Source organism: Vibrio sp. K4, assembly GCF_051122595.1.
Lineage (GTDB): Bacteria > Pseudomonadota > Gammaproteobacteria > Enterobacterales > Vibrionaceae > Vibrio > Vibrio owensii.
Genome location: NZ_CP178577.1, coordinates 2,626,476 through 2,644,917, shown reverse-complemented (window position 1 = coordinate 2,644,917; position 18,442 = coordinate 2,626,476). Strand labels below are relative to the sequence as shown.

Genomic DNA, 18,442 nt, shown 5'->3' with positions numbered 1-18,442 from the left:
TTTACTTTTAATGTTATTTATTAACATTCTTGTAAAGAAAGTCTTTATTTTGTAACTCTGATGTGTATTATTCGCGAGGTCTGCCGTAAAAATCAGCAGATGTAACTATAAAAATATAAATAGCAAACACAACATTTCGGAGATTTATGATGGATAAATCGCTTTCTAGTAAGATTTTTATCGGCTTGTTCGCCGGCCTCGTGCTGGGTACAGCTATTCAGTACTTATTTAGCGGTATTGCGATTTTTGATACCTATATCTTAGGTACAGCAGAAGGTGCGGGCGGCATGTTCGTTTCGCTGATTAAACTTCTGGTTGTTCCTCTGGTTTATGTATCAATTGTATGTGGCATCGTGGAGCTTAAAGACATTCGTTCTTTTGGTCGTTTAGGTGGTAAAACCTTTACTCTTTACATTTTGAATACCGTCGTCGCGATCGTTGCTGCTCTTACTGTTGCTATGATTGTTCAGCCTGGTGCAGGTGCAAACCTTGCGGGTACGATCTCTGATTCTGTGGCACTTAAGTCAACAGAAACGCCAGACATCTTCTCTATGGTTGTGAACATTGTCCCAAGCAACCCAGTTCAGGCGTTTGCAAATGGTGACATGCTACAAATTATCTTTATGGCAATTCTGACAGGTCTTGCAATTCAAGCACTTGATTCAAAAGGCGGCCCAGCGGTTCGTACTTTTAAGATGGCGAACGAAATCATGATGAAGCTGATTGGCCTAGTGATGAGCCTAGCGCCATACGGTGTGTTTGCTCTGATGATTCAACTTGGCGCAACCTTGGATGCCGGTACGCTGGCATCGGTAGCAGGTTATGTTGCTCTTGTGGTTTCAATGCTAGTGCTTTGGATCTTCGTGGTATACCCACTAGCGGTTCAAATGTTCACAGGTATTTCTGCGCGTGAGTTCTCTCGTAAGACGCGTGAGCAAGTGTTGTTCTCTCTATCTACAGCAAGTTCAAATGCGACGATTCCAGTAACGATGCGTACTCTTACTGACAAGATTGGTGTGTCTAAGTCGGTCGCTGGTTTTGGTGTACCGCTAGGTGCAACTATGAACATGGCGGGCGCTTCAATCTACATCGCAATCGCAGCGGTATTCTGTGCAAACGCATTTGGCCAGCCTATCGCGGTATCTGACCTAGTGACTCTAGGCTTCACGGTTCTGTTACTGTCTATCGGTGCAGGTGGTGTTCCTGGCGGTGGTGTAGTAATGGTTGGCGTTATCCTTCACCAATTGGGTCTACCACCAGAAGGTCTAGCAATCGTTGCAGCGGTTGACCGTATTAACGATATGTTCTGTACATCATCTAACGTAGTCGGCGATACAGCAGTAAACACGATTGTTGCTAAGTCTGAAGGCGAGATTGGTAAAGAAGAAATCGTAGATGCTGAGCCAGCACAAGCAAGTGCGTAATTCATAATTACACATTTAACTGAATTCAAAGCGAGGTCTTAGGGCCTCGCTTTGTTTTTCATAGAAACGAGAATCGAGATTGAAGAGTCGAGGTATCAGACCTGTGCTCTATGTTTGGCGATAAGAGCCCCTAAAATCCGTCCAATATCCTCACATGATGCACATAACTCATCGCTCAAACTCTTTGGAAGATAGTCTAGTTCTCTAGCCAGCATTAACTGAGTTTTGAGTTCTCCGACCGAACCTTTTGCAACATTGAAAAAGTAAGCGGTTTCTTTAGGGCTATTTCGTTCCACACCTTCCGCAATATTGCTTGGGATGGAAATACTTGAACGGCGAATCTGATCTCTGAAAGAGTAGTCTTGAATATGTTGAACGCTGATATAAGTGCGTTTACACAAATCGAAACTTGTTTTCCAGACGTTTAGTTTTTCATATTTCACTTTAACTCCTCGTTAAAGCATTAGTTTCATTTTTTTGTTCTGTTGGAACGTTTAGAAAAAGTATGAACAAGTGAGAGTTGGCTTTATTTAACCAAAAGAAGTTACACTTTCTCGCTTCTCGCTTCTCGCTTCTCGCTTCTCGCTTCTCGCTTCTCGCTTCTCGCTTCTCGCTTCTCGCTTCTCGCTTCTCGCTTCTCGCTTCTCGCTTCTCGCTTCTCGCCTCTCGCCTCTCGCCTCTCGCCTCCACCTTTTGCGCAACTTTTTTCAATTTTTTTTGTTCTCTCCCTTGAAAAGCTATTTGCAGCCCTTATCTATTGGGCATAAGAGAAGCAAACAACATTATTTTTGTTTGTGAGCAAGGGTTGAAACCCGATTCTACGTCCCCACATAGGGGATATAGCAAAACGAAAATAGAATTTATTCGGAGATAGCCTGATGGGTAAAATCATTGGTATTGACTTAGGTACTACTAACTCTTGTGTTGCTGTTCTAGACGGTGACAAGCCACGCGTAATTGAAAACGCAGAAGGCGAGCGTACAACCGCATCTGTTGTTGCATACACAGACGGCGAAACGCTAGTAGGCCAACCTGCTAAACGTCAAGCAGTAACAAACCCAACTAACACGCTATTTGCAATTAAGCGTCTAATTGGTCGTCGTTTTGAAGACGAAGAAGTTCAACGTGACATCGAAATCATGCCTTACAAAATCGTTAAGGCTGACAACGGTGATGCTTGGGTAGAAGCGCAAGGCCAAAAAATGGCGGCTCCTCAAGTTTCAGCTGAAATTCTGAAGAAAATGAAGAAAACTGCTGAAGACTTCCTAGGTGAGGAAGTAACTGGCGCAGTTATCACAGTTCCTGCTTACTTTAACGATGCTCAACGTCAAGCTACAAAAGACGCTGGCCGTATCGCAGGTCTAGAAGTTAAACGTATCATCAACGAACCAACAGCAGCTGCTCTAGCATACGGTCTAGACAAGTCAGGCGGCGACCGCACTATTGCGGTATACGACCTTGGTGGTGGTACATTCGATATCTCTATCATCGAAATCGATGAAGTTGAAGGCGAGAAAACGTTCGAAGTTCTAGCAACTAACGGTGACACTCACCTTGGTGGTGAAGACTTCGATACACGTCTAATCAACTACCTAGTAGACGAGTTCAACAAAGAGCAAGGTATCAACCTTAAGAACGATCCACTAGCGATGCAACGTGTTAAAGAAGCAGCAGAAAAAGCGAAAATCGAGCTTTCTTCTACTTCTCAAACTGACGTAAACCTACCTTACGTGACTGCAGACGCGACTGGTCCTAAGCACATGAACGTGAAAGTGACTCGTGCGAAACTAGAATCTCTAGTTGAAGACCTAGTACAACGCTCTCTTGAGCCACTAAAAGTTGCTCTAGCTGACGCTGACCTATCTGTAAACGACATCACTGACGTAATCCTAGTTGGTGGTCAGACTCGTATGCCTATGGTTCAAGCGAAAGTTGCTGAGTTCTTCGGTAAAGAAGCTCGCCGCGACGTAAACCCTGATGAAGCAGTAGCAATGGGTGCTGCAGTTCAAGGTGGTGTACTTGCTGGTGACGTTAAAGACGTACTTCTACTAGACGTTACTCCATTGTCTCTAGGTATCGAGACAATGGGCGGCGTAATGACTAAGCTAGTTGAGAAAAACACAACTATCCCAACTAAAGCGAACCAAGTTTTCTCTACAGCAGAAGACAACCAGAGCGCGGTAACTATCCACGTTCTTCAAGGTGAGCGTAAGCAAGCGTCTTTCAACAAATCTCTAGGTCAATTCAACCTAGAAGGTATCCAAGCTGCACCACGTGGTATGCCACAAATCGAAGTTACTTTCGACCTAGATGCGGATGGTATCCTACACGTTTCAGCGAAAGACAAGCAGACTGGTAAAGAGCAGAAGATCACTATCCAAGCTTCTGGCGGTCTAAGCGACGAAGACATCGAGAAAATGGTTCAAGAAGCAGAAGCGAACAAAGAAGCGGACAAGAAGTTCGAAGAGCTAGCGACTGCACGTAACCAAGCTGACCAAATGATTCACGGTACTCGTAAGCAAGTAGAAGAAGCTGGTGAAGCGCTACCTGCAGAAGAGAAAGAGAAGATTGAAGCAGCTATCTCTGAGCTAGAAACTGCACGTAAAGGCGATGACAAAGAAGCGATCGACGCTAAAGTTCAAGCGCTAATGACGGCAGCTCAAAAGCTAATGGAAATCGCTCAACAACAAGCTCAAGCGCAACAAGCACAAGGTGCTGACGCTGACGCTCAACAGTCTAAAGAAGACGACGTAGTTGATGCTGAGTTCGAAGAAGTTAAAGACGACAAGAAATAATATTATTTCTAACTAGGCGGCCTATGGTCGCCTAGAGTCGATAAGACTTTTGTGCGCGGGCGTTTGGGGTAACTCTTACGCCCGTCTGTTTGTCAAAGCTGTCTTTCTAGTTAAGTATTTTGCAATGAGTGCACTTACCTAGAACGATACAAACACCAAGCGGTAAATCATGCCGTTTGCAGTAATTAATTGGTGACGAAGAACATGTCAAAACGTGATTTTTACGAAGTATTAGGCGTAGGCCGTGATGCCTCTGAGCGCGATATCAAAAAGGCGTACAAGCGTCTAGCGATGAAATTCCACCCAGACCGTAACCAGGGTGATGAGTCTGCTGCGGACAAGTTTAAAGAAGTAAAAGAAGCGTACGAAATTCTCACTGACCCTCAAAAGAAAGCGGCGTACGATCAGTACGGCCATGCTGCTTTTGAACAAGGCGGTGGCGGCTTCGGCGGCGGCGGTTTTGGTGGCGGTGGCGCTGACTTCGGCGACATCTTTGGCGATGTGTTCGGTGATATCTTTGGTGGCGGCCGTCGTGGCGGTGGTCAGCAACGCGCGCAACGTGGCGCAGACCTGCGTTACAACATGGAACTGTCGCTAGAAGAGGCGGTTCGTGGCGTATCAAAAGAGATCGAAGTACCTACGCTTGTTCACTGTGATACTTGTGATGGTAGCGGCGCGAAGAAAGGCTCGTCAGCTGAAACGTGTGGTACCTGTCATGGTCACGGTCAAGTTCAGATGCGTCAAGGCTTCTTTGCAGTACAACAGACCTGTCCTACCTGTCACGGTAAAGGCAAGATCATCAAAGACCCATGTAATGAATGTCATGGTCAAGGCCGTAAGCAGAAAACTAAGACACTTAACGTTAAGATCCCAGCTGGTGTTGATACTGGCGACCGTATCCGCCTATCTGGCGAAGGTGAAGCGGGAGAAATGGGCGCACCAGCAGGTGACCTATACGTACAAGTTCACGTGAGAGAGCATCATATCTTTGAACGTGAAGGCAACAACTTATATTGTGAAGTGCCAGTAAGCTTTGCTATGGCAGCTCTAGGTGGTGAAGTTGAAGTTCCGACGCTAGATGGTCGTGTGAACCTTAAAGTACCTACAGAAACGCAAACAGGTCGTATGTTCCGTATGCGTGGTAAAGGTGTGAAAGGCGTTCGTGGCGGCGGTGTGGGTGACCTTATCGTTAAGCTAGTGGTTGAGACTCCAGTTAACCTAAGTTCTCGTCAAAAAGAATTGCTGAAAGAGTTTGATGAGTCTTGTGGTGGCGATGCTGCAACTAAACACAAGCCAAAATCTGAAGGCTTCTTCAACGGTGTGAAGAAGTTCTTTGATGACCTAACCAGCTAATTACTGACTAAGTTAAAATTTAATAAGAAGCCCGCATTGATGCGGGCTTTTTCGTACCTGTTTTCTTTTAGCCAGAGAAGAGAAGGTGGCTTAATCAGTTCCAGCACTCGCTTGGCGATTCAATATTGGTTGAAGTGAGGGTTATTTTTTTATCTTGGCCGCTCGGAAAGCAGCTGTCCCCATCTTGTCCACGATCAGACTTTGCGGTTGCTGTAATTGTATATGCTGCTGTTGCTGAGCTTGCGATGGAAAATGAGAAGCGGTCTGCGTCCGAATCACAAATCGTACAACTCCCCCCAGATATAATTCCGCTCCAGTCATAGCCACCGTTGTAAGTGGTTTCGAGTTCTAACTGAATACGGCTAATGTCACTCAACGCAACAGTGCGATGTGCAGTGATCGCGTGGTTGGAATAAGACGGATAGGCGATCGCTGCAATGATTCCTACAATCACGACAGCAATCAGTAATTCGATCAATGTCATCCCTCTTAATCGTCTGTTGTATCCGTTGCAACGAGAAATTCGAATCATGACGAGTAGTTTCCTTTTCACTTTTCCGCCTATTTTTCTCAGGTGATAGCATCTGCGCAAGATGAATTACGGTGCTTTTGCCGTTTGCATAGGAATTTGGGAAATGCCTCGCGGGTTTACGTTGTTGGAGCTTCTGATCACCATCGCTGTAATGAGTGTTTTACTGGCGGCGGCAGCACCATCTTTCCAAAATGTTTTTGAAACCAACAAAATGCAGCGCCTAGCTGATGAGCTGCATGGTTTTGTTATTCAAGGAAAATCAGAAGCTGTTTTACGTCGAGAGAGGCTGTGGGCACACTTTATCATGTCCGGTAGTTCATCTAATGATGGTCACTGGCGCATCGATCTTACTGATAACGGAACGGAGGGCGCAGGAACGGTTTTGTTCTCTTTTTCAGGAGCGCCTTATGAAGGGATCGTCGTTACACCGAATTACGCTTCCGACCAAATCAGTTTCGATGACGTTCATGGTCGCCCTTCCTCCGGCAATATCAAATTTTATCCGGTAGGGGAGTCTGCAAAAGCACTCAAACTCATCTCCCACACGCTTTCTGCTCGCGTTCGTGTATGCAGCGATAACAATAATACCGAGTTCTTCGGTTACTCAACGTGTTCTTAAGAGGTGAATATGTTTAACCAAAAAGGTGCCAGCCTGGTTGAGTTCATGATTGCTTCTTCTTTAGGGCTGATCTCTTTGGGTATTGTCGGCTCGCTTTATATCAGTGGGCAGAAGGTAGCGATGGAACGCTCAAAGGAGCTGATGCTATTGCAAAATACGGGCAGCGTATTAGCGATGTTAAGAAACGATATCCAACGAGCTGGCTTTAATGAAGGTGGCAGTGATTCAGTCAAAATTTCAGGTGCGACGGATACGATTTACACTCTTGATACTCCGGGGATGGGGTTGATTGCATACGCCTATCAAATTGGGACTTCAGGTGCAGCGCCACTTTATAAAAATGTCGTATATGAGCAGCGGATTAATACGCCCGAGTCTTTGTTTGTCTGTGAGAAAAAACAAACGACGATATGGAACGTCAGTCAAGTTATTGCGCTTTCTGGTACCGGTACATGCAATACGCTTTTTGATAAGAGAGCGATTCATATTAACCGCTTTGATCTTGCCGCTCGCACGCTGAAAAACACAGATGCTGAAAGCGCGGTGGTAACCATTACCTTAGGAACGGAGTTAGTTGGCGCAACAAGTGTTCAAACAGAGCAGTCGTTTACTGTGAAGCAGAGGAACTGGCAGTAATGAGAAATCAACAGGGAGCCGCAGCATTATTAGTTGTGAGCGTGTTGCTGGTTGCGGCATTAATGATGTCACTGGGAAGCTACAAGTCCCTTTTCTATCAAATCAAACGTGCCAACAATCAAATTGCATCCAGACAAGAGCATTGGTTAGCTGAAGGGGCTGTTGAATGCGCATGGGCACAATTTAAGTTAAGTAAAAGTGTTCCTGCAGTGGTGACTGATTGTGATTCCGGGTTTGCGACTATTCCCAGTTTTGCGAGTACTTTAAAAGGGTATTTGGTTACTTCTACTGTTGGTTTTGCGAGTGTTAAAAAAGAAATAATGATGGGGGGAGACTTAAGTTTTGGAGCGATGCAATCCAGTGCTGATGTGTATTTTCACTCTAGTGCAACGTTCTCTACTCCAGATCCAGGCGAATTGAGCAGTGATGGATGGGAATGTATTGCTTTAAGGTATAAAAAGCGTTTTTACTCTGCCTCGGTTGATAATAAAGGGGTAATTCATGGTGAGTCTCCATATTCGGACTTTAACAACCCAACAAATAAAGATTGCGCGAACACGGCGACAAATCGTCATCTCTCATCAAGTTCTGGTGGGGTTGGTGCTGGTGATGACTTTACTCAAGATACGGATTTAAAGCCATTTGAATCCTTCTTTGGAGTAAGGGCTGAGGATCATAATGACATACGAGATAATGGTGTTTTTCATGTTATGACAGGCTCGATAATTGGTGGTATACCTAATTGTGGTGCCGCTTTAACAGCAAAAATTCAGTCAGGGAAGCATCATTTATGGGTTGAAGGAAGCTGTGAAATAAAGCAATCAGAATACAATGATTTAGTAAATGCGACATCTTCGACTAACGGCGTTACGGTGCTCATTCATGATGGTCTTTTCTCCGTGATGGGACCTCCAAGCGCGGGTGCGACATCAAATAAGTTTAAAGGTGTGTTGTTTCATTTCAATCATGAATATACCCCAACAACAACTGATTGGGCTGGCTTCGAAGCTAATGGGCATCTGAATCATGTCCCTAGTGTTGTTGAAGACTCTTACCGCACTATCGCATCTTATTATCAACACGGTTCTTTCACGGTGTCTGGAGGGCAGTATTTCGATAGTGAAGACCAGGCTGCCGTATTCTTTGACTCTCTCGACTTTAGATACAATAAAGATGTAATAGATAATTCAAGAAATGCGAATACTATCCCTAGATGGAGAAAGGGCTCTTGGAATGATCTCTAAACAACAAGGTTTTAGTTTAATTGAGGTGCTCATTTCATTCCTACTACTCGGCATTGGAGCACTTGGCCTGACAAAGCTGCAAATCTACATGGAACGCAAATCAGAATATGCGATTCACAGTATTGAGGCGCTACGCTTAGCGGAAAATCAACTTGAGTGGTTTCGAACTCGTGGCGCTTCTGATGCGCTTTCTACGATTTCTAGTGCCTCTTTTGCTTCGATCATGACAGGATCTTCTACTGCGGGAGCTTACATTGTGGAATGGGAAGTTCCAGCGGCAACAGTCTCTGGTTCACTCAAAACCATTACCATTACTTCTAGCTGGCAAGATCGGATGGGGGAAACGCAATCTGTTGAATTGAAAACTATGATTTCGCAGTACAGTGAGTTCGAAAACTGAGGTGTTTTCCATTCCGCTTATAATTACTTTTATCGTTAATATTGACGCTTTTTATTGCTGATTTCGGTGGTTAACAGGTGGTTTTGCAACTGTTAACGCGAATGGTGTGCTACTGTTTTTTTTATGTTTAATCGATATGGCTTTTTTGCAAAATATGTCTCCAAATATGGAAAAAAACGTAGAACCTTGTGCTTTCTTAATCACTATTTAATAGAATGCTCGGTTGAAAATAGGCCGTTATAATTATTCAAATAGGCCATGGCACCAACATCATTCATATGGAGTTACCATGAGTAACCAAGCAGTAAATAAAGCACCGTCACCGAAGCCGAGCGGTATGGATCGCTTTCTGAACTTTATCGAGCGAGCGGGTAACAAAATTCCTGATCCAGCGATTCTGTTCTTCTGGGCACTAATCATTACTTGGGCTGCGTCTGCACTTTTGTCGAATGTTTCTTTCGACCTTCTAAATCCTCGAACTGGCGAAGCTCTTACTATTACTAACCTTCTAACAGGTGAAGCACTAGCAAGTTTCCTTGCTAACATGGTGACAACGTTCACTGGCTTTGCGCCACTTGGTATCGTTCTTGTAGCGATGTTGGGTGTAGGTGTTGCCGATTCTTCTGGCTTCATCACAACTGGTCTTAAGAAGATGCTGAACTTCACGCCAGCGAAACTTCTTACTCCAATGCTAATTCTTGTAGCAATCGTATCGCACACAGCTGCGGATGCGGGCTACGTTCTAGTTATTCCTCTTGGTGGTATCATCTTCCACGCAGCAGGTCGTCACCCTCTAGCGGGTATCGCGGCAGCGTTCGCAGGTGTATCAGGTGGTTTCTCTGCAAACTTCATCCCTTCAGGTATCGACCCTCTACTAGCTGGCTTTACGCAAACAGCGGCACAGGTTCTAGACCCTGAGTACGTGGTTAACCCGCTAGCGAACATCTTCTTTACTGGTCTATCTTCAGTAATCATCGTTGCTATTGGTTGGTACGTAACTGAGAAAATCATCGAACCTCGTCTAGCGAACACGCCTGTCGATGAAGATGCAGAAAAAGCACCAGATCTAGGTTCTTTCACTGAAACTGAATCAAAAGCGTTCCGTTACGCTGGTTGGGCTATGATGGCAGGTATCGCACTTCTTGTTGTGGCACTTATCCCAGAAAACTCTGCACTGCGTTCACCTGAAGGTGAAATCACAGCGTTCTCTGCGCCAATCATGAAGTCTATCGTTCCTCTGATCTTCATCCTGTTTATCATTCCGGGTTACGTTTACGGTCGCGTTTCTGGCACGTTCAAGACAAGTAACGACATCATCAAAGCGATGGCGGATACGATGTCTACGATGGGCGCATACATTGTAATGTCGTTCTTCTGTGCGCAGTTCCTATCTGCATTTGCGCAATCAAACATCGGTACGATGCTAGCGCTATACGGTGCCGAAGGTCTTAAAGCGATGAACCTACCGGGTGAAGCAACTATCATCGGTATGATTCTTCTAACGGCTTCTGTAAACCTTCTAATCGGTTCTGCATCAGCGAAATGGGCTCTTATCGGTCCAATCCTAGTTCCTATGCTAATGGCTGTAGGTATCTCACCTGAGCTATCTCAAGCGGCTTACCGTGTAGGTGACTCTGTATCGAACATCATTTCACCTCTGATGGTATTCTTCCCTCTAGTAGTGGTTTACTGTCAACGTTACGTGAAGTCGACAGGTATCGGTACGCTAGCATCTCTAATGATGCCATTCTCGATTGCTATGCTAATCGGCTGGTCTATCTTCCTAGTTGCTTACTGGATGCTAGGTATTCCTCTAGGTATCCAAGCGCCATACACTTACACAATGTAAGAACGCTGAAGTTAATAAGTAAATTTAAAAAGCGCTGGTCGAGAGACTGGCGCTTTTTTGTTTTCGGGAATCGAAGAACGGACTTTGTCTTACAGGACGCTGCGCTTCGAGAGCCGGGAACGCTTCGCTCTAGGAATCGAGATGTGTGTGCTGGGATATTAGAGGTAAATACAATGACTCAAAAGGCGTTGACAGTGTTTGCCCTAAATAGACAAAATGAAATCGTCTCTCGTCTCTCGTCTCTCGTCTCTCGTCTCTCGTCTCTCGTCTCTCGTCTCTCGTCTCTCGTCTCTCGTCTCTCGTCTCTCGTCTCTCGTCTCTCGTCTCTCGTCTCTTTCCCTTCCTCTCTTTGAAGGTTAAAATCCACTTTCAATTATGACCTATCCCAAATATCGGAGCCTCCTTTTGTCAGATTCTCAGTTTTCCCCTCAAGACGAACTATTTATGCGCCGTGCGATGGAGCTTGCAGAGCAAGCAGAAGCAGAAGGGGAAGTGCCGGTTGGTGCTGTTTTAGTGAAAGACGGAGAGATCATTGCGGAAGGTTGGAACCGTTCTATTTGTGCTCATGATGCGACTGCTCATGCCGAGATCCAGACGTTACGCAAAGCAGGAGAGGCTTTAGAAAACTATCGACTGCTTGATACGACTTTGTATGTCACGCTGGAGCCTTGTCCAATGTGTGCTGGTGCGCTGTTACATAGCCGGGTGAAACGAGTCGTTTACGGTGCGCCTGATTTAAAAGCCGGTGCGGCAGGGACGGTATTAAACTTGTTCGAAAGCCAAGCGGCGTATCATTACGCAACAGTCGAAAGTGGGTTGCTAGAGGATGAATGTCGCTCGCAGTTACAAGCGTTTTTCAAACGTCGTCGCAAAGAGATTAAAGCGAAGAAGCAAGCGCAAAAAGCGAACGATGATGAACAGGAAACAAAAGGCGAATAGTTTAAGGAAAAGGCTTCTTAAAGGCGGGGGACTTGGGCTTTTAGTTACTAGTTGCCTTTAGCAAACACCTACTTTGCAGTAGATGTTTGCTTTAAGTTCTCAGTGATTCACTAGGTGAACGAAAACACGGTTACGTGCACTGACTTTCTTTTTCATACACGTAAGCTTGCGCTTACGGCGGTTAGCAGCCACTGTCTTATTCAAACGTTTTGACTGCACTCTGCGTTTTCTCATTATCAGAACCTCTTGCAGACAACGAACACACTCTCCGACACTCGCATGGCAAAGTGTCTGATTTATTATCAATCGATGACATTCTGATGAGGCACGCTTACGGACGAAGGTGGCATCAGTTCGAGGAGAGGTGACCAAAAGAGCCTCTCTGTTATGCGAGCCCAATCTTGGTAAGGCACCAAGGAGCAGCACAAGCTAGGTTAGCCCGAAAGAAAGGATTCTAGATAACTTTATCTGTTGACTCAATAAAAAAATAGCGAGCTGTGAGCTCGCTATTTTCGAAAGGTTTATTTTGTTTTGGGTTCGGGTGTTTGTTCCGCCTCTGGAGGTGGACTTTCCTCAGTACTGGAGATAGTTTCCACCGCTCCAGAAGTCTGCTCCGCCAAGGTTTCCACTGCTCCAGAAATTAACAAGTCTGGACTGAGTGGCGGGATCACTTGTAGGTCTTCTGTGTCTTCATCAATCGCTGGTTTCTGACTGACGTGACCAATGATCGACTGGTAGTAACGACGAATATTTTCGACGTAGTTACGAGCTTCATCACCACGAGCATAACCATATCGAGTTTGGCTGTAGAAGCGTTTCTGACGCAGCAATGGTAGGCGTTCTTTCACATCTGCCCATGCGTTTGGATCGCCACCTTGTGCTTTCGTTAAGCGTCTTGCATCCATCATATGGCCATAACCCACGTTATAAGAGGCCAATGCAAACCAAATCTTCTCATGCTCATTGATTGAGTCTGGCACTCGAGCCACGATACGGCGAAGGTATTCCACACCACCACGCACAGACTGCTCTGGATCTAGGCGATCTGTTACCCCAACGCTCTTCGCTGTTGGCAGCGTTAACATCATCATTCCGCGCACGCCTGTTGGCGATTTCGCTTTTGGTTTCCAGTGAGACTCTTGGTATGCCAAGGCTGCAATCAAGCGCCAATCAAACTCTTCACTGTATTTTTGGAACAGTGGTGACCATTTCGGCAAGGTGTTATCCAAGGCGCGAATAAAGGCACGCGTGTCTACGTAGTCGAAAGCTTCAATGTGGCCGATGTATTTCTCTTCTAGCGTCGCGAGTTCACCGGACTGCTTAATGTTGCCAAAGAACTCGATCAACATGGCATACAAGCTTTCATCTTCAGAACGACGGGTGAACCAAGAAACGGGTTGGTCTTCGGTTAGCTCAAAAGCCAAAGCTAGATCTGGGTAAAGGCGCTGAGCCAAAGACAGTTCCACAGAGTCTGTAACGGTAAAACGCAGTTCACCCGTCGACACGTGTTTCAGTAGATCTCGAGTATCTGCATCACCAACAATTTCAAATTGCAGTTCTGGGTGCTCTTTTTGTAGTGCCGTTAGTGTTGGAACAAATTGAGACTGTTCAACGATTTGTAGCGTCTCGGCTCCTGCGTTCGTGTCTTCATCACCCGCTTTCTCATCTTTCGACTCTTGGTAGTTGATGAGTTGATTGATATCACGAGGACGAAGCTGGCCTTTTTTGTACACCACTTGCTGGCTCACATAGTAGTAGGCAGGCCCAGGACGGAAGCGTTGCACCGCTTGAGAGGTTTGATTTAGACCGGTTGCGATAATATCGATATCGCCTTTTTTAAGGGCTGGGAATAACTCTGCCTGACGAAAAGCGGGTCTGATCTCGAGCTTAACGCCGAGCTGTTCTGCAAATTTACGCGCCAGTTCATAATCCAAGCCAGCAGGGCCATCAGGACCGATGTAGTAGGAGAGTTGATTGTTAAGCGTGCCAACACGTAGGACACCGCGCTCTTGGATTTGCTCGAATTCACTTTTGGGTTCCGACTCAATCTGACAGGCAGAAAGTAAAAGCACAGAAGCGAAAAGTAGGGCGCTGCGCTTGAGTCGGTTGAACTGACTTATTTGCATTAATTCGGTACGTCTCGATAAATTTCTAGTTGCCTTTATATCAAAGCGAGCTGGTGGGGCAAAGTGAATCAGACAGATAGAGTGCGACATTGTGTGATTTATCGACATTTTAGTCGTAATTCAAATTTGATGAAAAAAATGACGCAAACGGTTGCTTTTGGTGTTACATCACAAAAACAATTGCTATATAATGCGCTCGCAACGAAGAGGTGGCATCGGCATAGGTTTGAAAAACCTTCGGGAATAGCTTCGAAGAAAACAGTATAACCCACTGAATTTATTCCAATATCACCTTAATCACTTGCAATAAGAGACCTAAGCACATGAGAATTTTGCGTGGCTCCCCAGCTCTTTCTGAGTTTCGTGTTAATAAACTACTGGAACTTTGTCGTGAACAAGATCTGCCTGTCACTGGCATTTACGCTGAGTTCATGCACTTTGCGGATCTAAAGTCTGACCTTGATGCTCAAGAGTTGGAAAAACTGGAAAAATTGCTGACTTACGGTCCAACGATCGAAGAGCATGAGCCAGAAGGTCTTCTACTTCTTGTTACGCCTCGTCCGGGCACTATTTCGCCTTGGTCTTCTAAATCTACTGATATCGCAATCAACTGTGGTCTAGACAAAGTAAAACGTCTTGAGCGCGGCACTGCCTATTACGTCGAGACATCAACTCCTCTTAACGATGCTCAAATTGCTGATGTAAAAGCACTCATCCATGATCGCATGATGGAAGTGACATTTACTGATTTTGATGCAGCAAATGCGTTATTCCAAGCGGCAGAACCTGCTCCTGTAGCAGACGTTGACCTATTAAAAGGCGGTCGTGCTGCACTTGAAAACGCAAACGTTACCCTAGGTCTTGCACTTGCAGATGATGAAATCGAATACCTTTACGATGCGTTCGTAAATAAGCTAGAACGCAACCCGACTGACATTGAGCTAATGATGTTTGCACAAGCGAACTCAGAGCACTGTCGTCACAAGATCTTCAATGCAGACTGGACTATCGATGGCGTTAAGCAAGAGAAGTCTCTGTTCAAGATGATCAAAAACACATTTGAAACGACACCAGAAAACGTACTGTCTGCGTACAAAGACAACGCAGCCGTAATGGTAGGTTCTGATGTAGGTCGTTTCTTCCCGAACCCAGAGACTCGCCAGTACGGCTACAGCCAAGAGAAAGCGCACATCCTAATGAAGGTGGAAACGCACAACCACCCAACTGCTATCTCTCCTTGGCCGGGTGCTTCTACAGGTTCAGGCGGTGAAATCCGCGACGAAGGCGCGACTGGTATTGGTGGTAAGCCAAAAGCCGGTCTTGTTGGTTTCACAACATCTAACCTACGTATTCCTGGTTTTGAACAGCCATGGGAAACAGATTTCGGTAAGCCAGGTCGCATCGTTAACGCTCTAGACATCATGCTAGAAGGCCCACTTGGTGGTGCGGCGTTCAACAACGAATTTGGTCGTCCAAACCTACTTGGTTACTTCCGTACTTACGAAGAAAAAGTTAACTCACACGCAGGTGAAGAGGTTCGTGGTTACCACAAGCCAATCATGATTGCTGGTGGTATGGGGAACATTCGTGACGAGCACGTTCAGAAGAAAGAGATCCCAGTAGGTGCAAGCCTAATCGTACTTGGTGGTCCTGCAATGAACATCGGTCTTGGCGGTGGTGCAGCTTCTTCAATGGCATCTGGTCAATCAGCCGAAGACCTAGATTTCGCTTCAGTACAGCGTGAAAACCCAGAGATGGAGCGTCGCTGTCAGGAAGTGATCGACCGTTGTTGGCAACTTGGTGATGCTAACCCAATCGCATTCATCCACGATGTGGGTGCGGGCGGTATCTCTAACGCACTTCCAGAGCTTGTCGACGATGGCGAACGTGGTGGTATTTTCCAACTGCGTGATGTACCAAATGACGAACCAGGCATGAGCCCACTTGAGATCTGGTGTAACGAATCTCAAGAACGCTACGTAATGGCGGTTGCGCCAGAGAACATGGAAGTATTCGATGCAATCTGTAAGCGTGAGCGCGCACCATACGCAGTAGTAGGCATCGCAACTGAAGAGCGTGAACTGAAACTTGAAGATTCACACTTCGAGAATACGCCAATCGACATGCCAATGGATGTGCTTCTTGGTAAGACGCCTAAGATGCACCGTGATGCGAAAACGCTTAAAGCGAACAACCCAGCGGTTAACCGTGATGGTATCGAGCTAAACGAAGCTGTGGATCGCGTTCTACGTCTTCCAACGGTTGCAGAAAAAACATTCCTAATCACTATCGGTGACCGCACGGTAACTGGCCTTGTTGCTCGTGACCAAATGGTAGGCCCGTGGCAGGTTCCTGTTGCTAACTGCGCAGTAACCGCAGCAAGCTACGACACTTACCATGGCGAAGCAATGTCGATGGGTGAGCGTACACCAGTTGCTCTACTAGACTTCGGTGCTTCGGCTCGTCTAGCGGTTGGTGAAGCGATCACAAACATCGCTGCGACAAACATCGGTGATATCAAACACATTAAACTGTCTGCAAACTGGATGTCTCCAGCTGGCCACCCGGGCGAAGACGCCGGTCTTTACGAAGCGGTTAAAGCGGTGGGTGAAGAGCTATGTCCAGCACTTGGTCTGACTATCCCTGTGGGTAAAGACTCAATGTCGATGAAGACTAAGTGGGAAGAGAATGGCGAGCAGAAAGAAGTAACGTCTCCGCTATCTCTAATCATCACTGCGTTTGCTCGTGTTGAAGATGTTCGTAAAACGATCACACCTCAGCTTCGCACAGATAAAGGCAATACTAGCCTTGTCCTAATCGACCTAGGTAACGGTCAAAACCGTCTAGGTGCAACGGCTCTAGCACAGGTTTACAAGCAGCTTGGTGATAAGCCAGCAGACGTAGATAACGCAGCGCAGCTAAAAGGTTTCTACGAGGGCGTTCAAACTCTTGTAGCGAACGACCAAGTCGTGGCTTACCACGATAAGGGCGATGGCGGTCTATTCGTTACTCTTGCTGAGATGGCATTCGCGGGCCACTGTGGCGTTAAAGCTGACATCGCTGACCTAGGTGATGATGCTCTAGCTGCACTATTCAACGAAGAACTAGGTGCGGTACTTCAGGTTAAGAACGATGACCTAGACGCTGTACTTTCTACTCTTGCAGCAAACGGCCTTGAGGCATGTTCACACGTAATCGGCTCTGTAGAAGCATCTGATGAGCTAGTGATTACTTCTGGTGAGACAGTAGTTCTTGAGCGTAACCGCACTGAACTACGTACTATCTGGGCTGAGACAACGCATAAGATGCAAGGTCTACGTGACAACCCAGCATGTGCTGACCAAGAGCACGAAGCTAAGAAAGACAACTCGGACCCAGGTCTGAACGTTAAGCTAAGCTTCGATGTGAACGAAGACATTGCAGCGCCATACATCGCGAAAGGTGCTAAGCCTAAGATGGCAATCCTTCGTGAGCAGGGCGTTAACTCTCACGTTGAAATGGCGGCGGCATTTGACCGTGCTGGTTTTGAAGCAACTGATATTCACATGAGCGACATCCTAACAGGTCAAACCGTTCTGGAAGAGTACCAAGGCCTAGTGGCTTGTGGTGGTTTCTCTTACGGTGACGTACTAGGTGCGGGTGAAGGTTGGGCGAAATCTATCTTGTTCAACGAGCAAGCTCGTAACCAGTTCCAAGGCTTCTTCCTGCGTGAAGATACCTTCTCTCTAGGTGTGTGTAATGGCTGTCAGATGCTATCGAACCTGAAAGAGCTAATCCCAGGTGCAGACCTATGGCCACGCTTCGTTCGTAACGAATCTGAGCGTTTTGAAGCTCGCTTTAGCCTCGTTGAAGTTCAGAAATCTGATTCTGTGTTCTTCGACGGTATGGCCGGTTCTCGTATGCCAATCGCAGTGTCTCACGGTGAAGGTCGCGTAGAAGTACGTGATGCTGACCACCTATCAGCGATTGAAGCATCTGGTACGGTTGCCGTTCGTTACGTGGATAACCACGGTAACCCAACGCAACAATACCCGAACAACCCGAATGGTTCGCCAAATGCAATCACGGGTCTAACGACTCAAGATGGCCGCGTAACTATCATGATGCCGCACCCAGAGCGTGTATTCCGCACAGTCGCTAACTCATGGTCTCCAGAAGGTTGGGGCGAGAACGGCGCTTGGATGCGTATGTTCCAAAACGCACGTAAAAACATCGGCTAACCATGACTTAGTCAACGGTTAACGAAAATAGTAAAGCGCTGGTTGAGAGACCCGCGCTTTTTTATTTCAGATAATCGAGAATGGATCTCGTTCTATGGAACGCCTCGCTTCGAGATGCGAGAAAGAACAGCGGCGTCATTTCCTAGACTGACGAAGGAAGGAGTAGGAAATCTCTTTTTAACAATGAATCGTGAGAGTTTCCCAATTCGTTCGTGCCTTATCTACTGTAAAAAACTTGCAGCGTTTCGGTAACTTTTATGCTCTAATACCGCGCTTACCAAGGGATGGTGTTAAACAGCTCAGCT

Annotated in this window: 13 protein-coding genes; 10 read left to right on the top strand and 3 right to left on the bottom strand. The window is 46.2% G+C overall.

Going from position 1 to position 18,442, the window contains the following annotated elements:
* The first annotated feature begins 149 nt into the window (after positions 1-149).
* A complete protein-coding gene (locus ACLIIY_RS11845; RefSeq protein WP_009705607.1) occupies positions 150-1,424 on the top strand; it encodes a dicarboxylate/amino acid:cation symporter in 1,275 nt (424 codons plus the stop codon).
* A 95-nt stretch (positions 1,425-1,519) separates the two neighbouring features.
* Here the strand turns inward: ACLIIY_RS11845 and ACLIIY_RS11840 are convergent, their stop codons facing one another.
* Positions 1,520-1,867 carry a four helix bundle protein gene (locus tag ACLIIY_RS11840; protein WP_434527647.1) on the bottom strand — a complete coding sequence of 116 codons (348 nt, stop codon included), beginning with the start codon at positions 1,865-1,867 and terminating at the stop codon, positions 1,520-1,522.
* A gap of 435 nt (positions 1,868-2,302) precedes the next feature.
* On the opposite strand from ACLIIY_RS11840, the gene dnaK reads away from it, so the two are divergent.
* A complete protein-coding gene (gene dnaK / locus ACLIIY_RS11835; RefSeq protein ID WP_005440231.1) occupies positions 2,303-4,219 on the top strand; it encodes a molecular chaperone DnaK in 1,917 nt (638 codons plus the stop codon).
* A 204-nt stretch (positions 4,220-4,423) separates the two neighbouring features.
* Positions 4,424-5,572, top strand: a complete 1,149-nt coding sequence (gene dnaJ / locus ACLIIY_RS11830; protein ID WP_005440230.1) for a molecular chaperone DnaJ — start codon at positions 4,424-4,426, stop codon at positions 5,570-5,572.
* A gap of 94 nt (positions 5,573-5,666) precedes the next feature.
* Here the strand turns inward: dnaJ and ACLIIY_RS11825 are convergent, their stop codons facing one another.
* The gene (locus tag ACLIIY_RS11825; RefSeq protein ID WP_122068102.1) at positions 5,667-6,104 is read right to left on the bottom strand and encodes a type IV pilin protein; all 438 of its coding nucleotides are present in this window, start codon (positions 6,102-6,104) and stop codon (positions 5,667-5,669) included.
* A 103-nt stretch (positions 6,105-6,207) separates the two neighbouring features.
* Between ACLIIY_RS11825 and ACLIIY_RS11820 the strand changes: the two genes are divergently transcribed.
* The 6 genes from ACLIIY_RS11820 (at position 6,208) to tadA (ending at position 11,791) form a co-directional block, all read left to right on the top strand.
* On the top strand, positions 6,208-6,723 hold the full coding sequence (locus ACLIIY_RS11820) for a GspH/FimT family pseudopilin (protein WP_199436445.1): 516 nt from the start codon (positions 6,208-6,210) through the stop codon (positions 6,721-6,723).
* Between the two features lie 9 nt (positions 6,724-6,732).
* Positions 6,733-7,359: a PilW family protein gene (locus tag ACLIIY_RS11815; protein WP_434527646.1), complete on the top strand. Its 627-nt coding sequence runs from the start codon at positions 6,733-6,735 to the stop codon at positions 7,357-7,359.
* Entirely contained in the window at positions 7,359-8,603 is a 1,245-nt protein-coding gene (locus ACLIIY_RS11810; RefSeq protein ID WP_041060379.1) for a hypothetical protein, read from the top strand. Before ACLIIY_RS11815 ends, ACLIIY_RS11810 begins: the two co-directional genes overlap by 1 nt.
* Positions 8,593-9,003 (top strand): type IV pilus modification PilV family protein, encoded by a 411-nt coding sequence (locus ACLIIY_RS11805; RefSeq protein ID WP_039984746.1) that lies wholly within the window; start codon positions 8,593-8,595, stop codon positions 9,001-9,003. The genes ACLIIY_RS11810 and ACLIIY_RS11805 overlap by 11 nt, the downstream gene beginning before the upstream one ends.
* Before the next feature lie 289 nt (positions 9,004-9,292).
* Positions 9,293-10,852: an AbgT family transporter gene (locus ACLIIY_RS11800; RefSeq protein WP_005440222.1), complete on the top strand. Its 1,560-nt coding sequence runs from the start codon at positions 9,293-9,295 to the stop codon at positions 10,850-10,852.
* A gap of 405 nt (positions 10,853-11,257) precedes the next feature.
* Positions 11,258-11,791, top strand: a complete 534-nt coding sequence (gene tadA / locus ACLIIY_RS11795; protein ID WP_045481457.1) for a tRNA adenosine(34) deaminase TadA — start codon at positions 11,258-11,260, stop codon at positions 11,789-11,791.
* Between the two features lie 521 nt (positions 11,792-12,312).
* On the opposite strand, the gene mltF is transcribed toward tadA, so the two are convergent.
* Complete coding sequence (gene mltF / locus ACLIIY_RS11790) at positions 12,313-13,917, bottom strand: membrane-bound lytic murein transglycosylase MltF (protein WP_434527645.1); 1,605 nt, start codon at positions 13,915-13,917, stop codon at positions 12,313-12,315.
* Between the two features lie 323 nt (positions 13,918-14,240).
* On the opposite strand from mltF, the gene purL reads away from it, so the two are divergent.
* Entirely contained in the window at positions 14,241-18,137 is a 3,897-nt protein-coding gene (gene purL / locus ACLIIY_RS11785; protein ID WP_434527644.1) for a phosphoribosylformylglycinamidine synthase, read from the top strand.
* Positions 18,138-18,442 lie beyond the last annotated feature (305 nt).

Bases quoted from the DNA above. Each gene is read 5' to 3' on its own strand.
- dnaK (WP_005440231.1), top strand. From the start codon at position 2,303: ATGGGTAAAATCATTGGTATTGACTTAGGTACTACTAACTCTTGTGTT.
- purL (WP_434527644.1), top strand. From the start codon at position 14,241: ATGAGAATTTTGCGTGGCTCCCCAGCTCTTTCTGAGTTTCGTGTTAAT.
- mltF (WP_434527645.1), bottom strand. From the start codon at position 13,917: ATGCAAATAAGTCAGTTCAACCGACTCAAGCGCAGCGCCCTACTTTTC.
- ACLIIY_RS11805 (WP_039984746.1), top strand. From the start codon at position 8,593: ATGATCTCTAAACAACAAGGTTTTAGTTTAATTGAGGTGCTCATTTCA.
- ACLIIY_RS11810 (WP_041060379.1), top strand. From the start codon at position 7,359: ATGAGAAATCAACAGGGAGCCGCAGCATTATTAGTTGTGAGCGTGTTG.
- dnaJ (WP_005440230.1), top strand. From the start codon at position 4,424: ATGTCAAAACGTGATTTTTACGAAGTATTAGGCGTAGGCCGTGATGCC.
- ACLIIY_RS11825 (WP_122068102.1), bottom strand. From the start codon at position 6,104: ATGATTCGAATTTCTCGTTGCAACGGATACAACAGACGATTAAGAGGG.
- ACLIIY_RS11815 (WP_434527646.1), top strand. From the start codon at position 6,733: ATGTTTAACCAAAAAGGTGCCAGCCTGGTTGAGTTCATGATTGCTTCT.
- ACLIIY_RS11820 (WP_199436445.1), top strand. From the start codon at position 6,208: ATGCCTCGCGGGTTTACGTTGTTGGAGCTTCTGATCACCATCGCTGTA.
- ACLIIY_RS11845 (WP_009705607.1), top strand. From the start codon at position 150: ATGGATAAATCGCTTTCTAGTAAGATTTTTATCGGCTTGTTCGCCGGC.
- ACLIIY_RS11800 (WP_005440222.1), top strand. From the start codon at position 9,293: ATGAGTAACCAAGCAGTAAATAAAGCACCGTCACCGAAGCCGAGCGGT.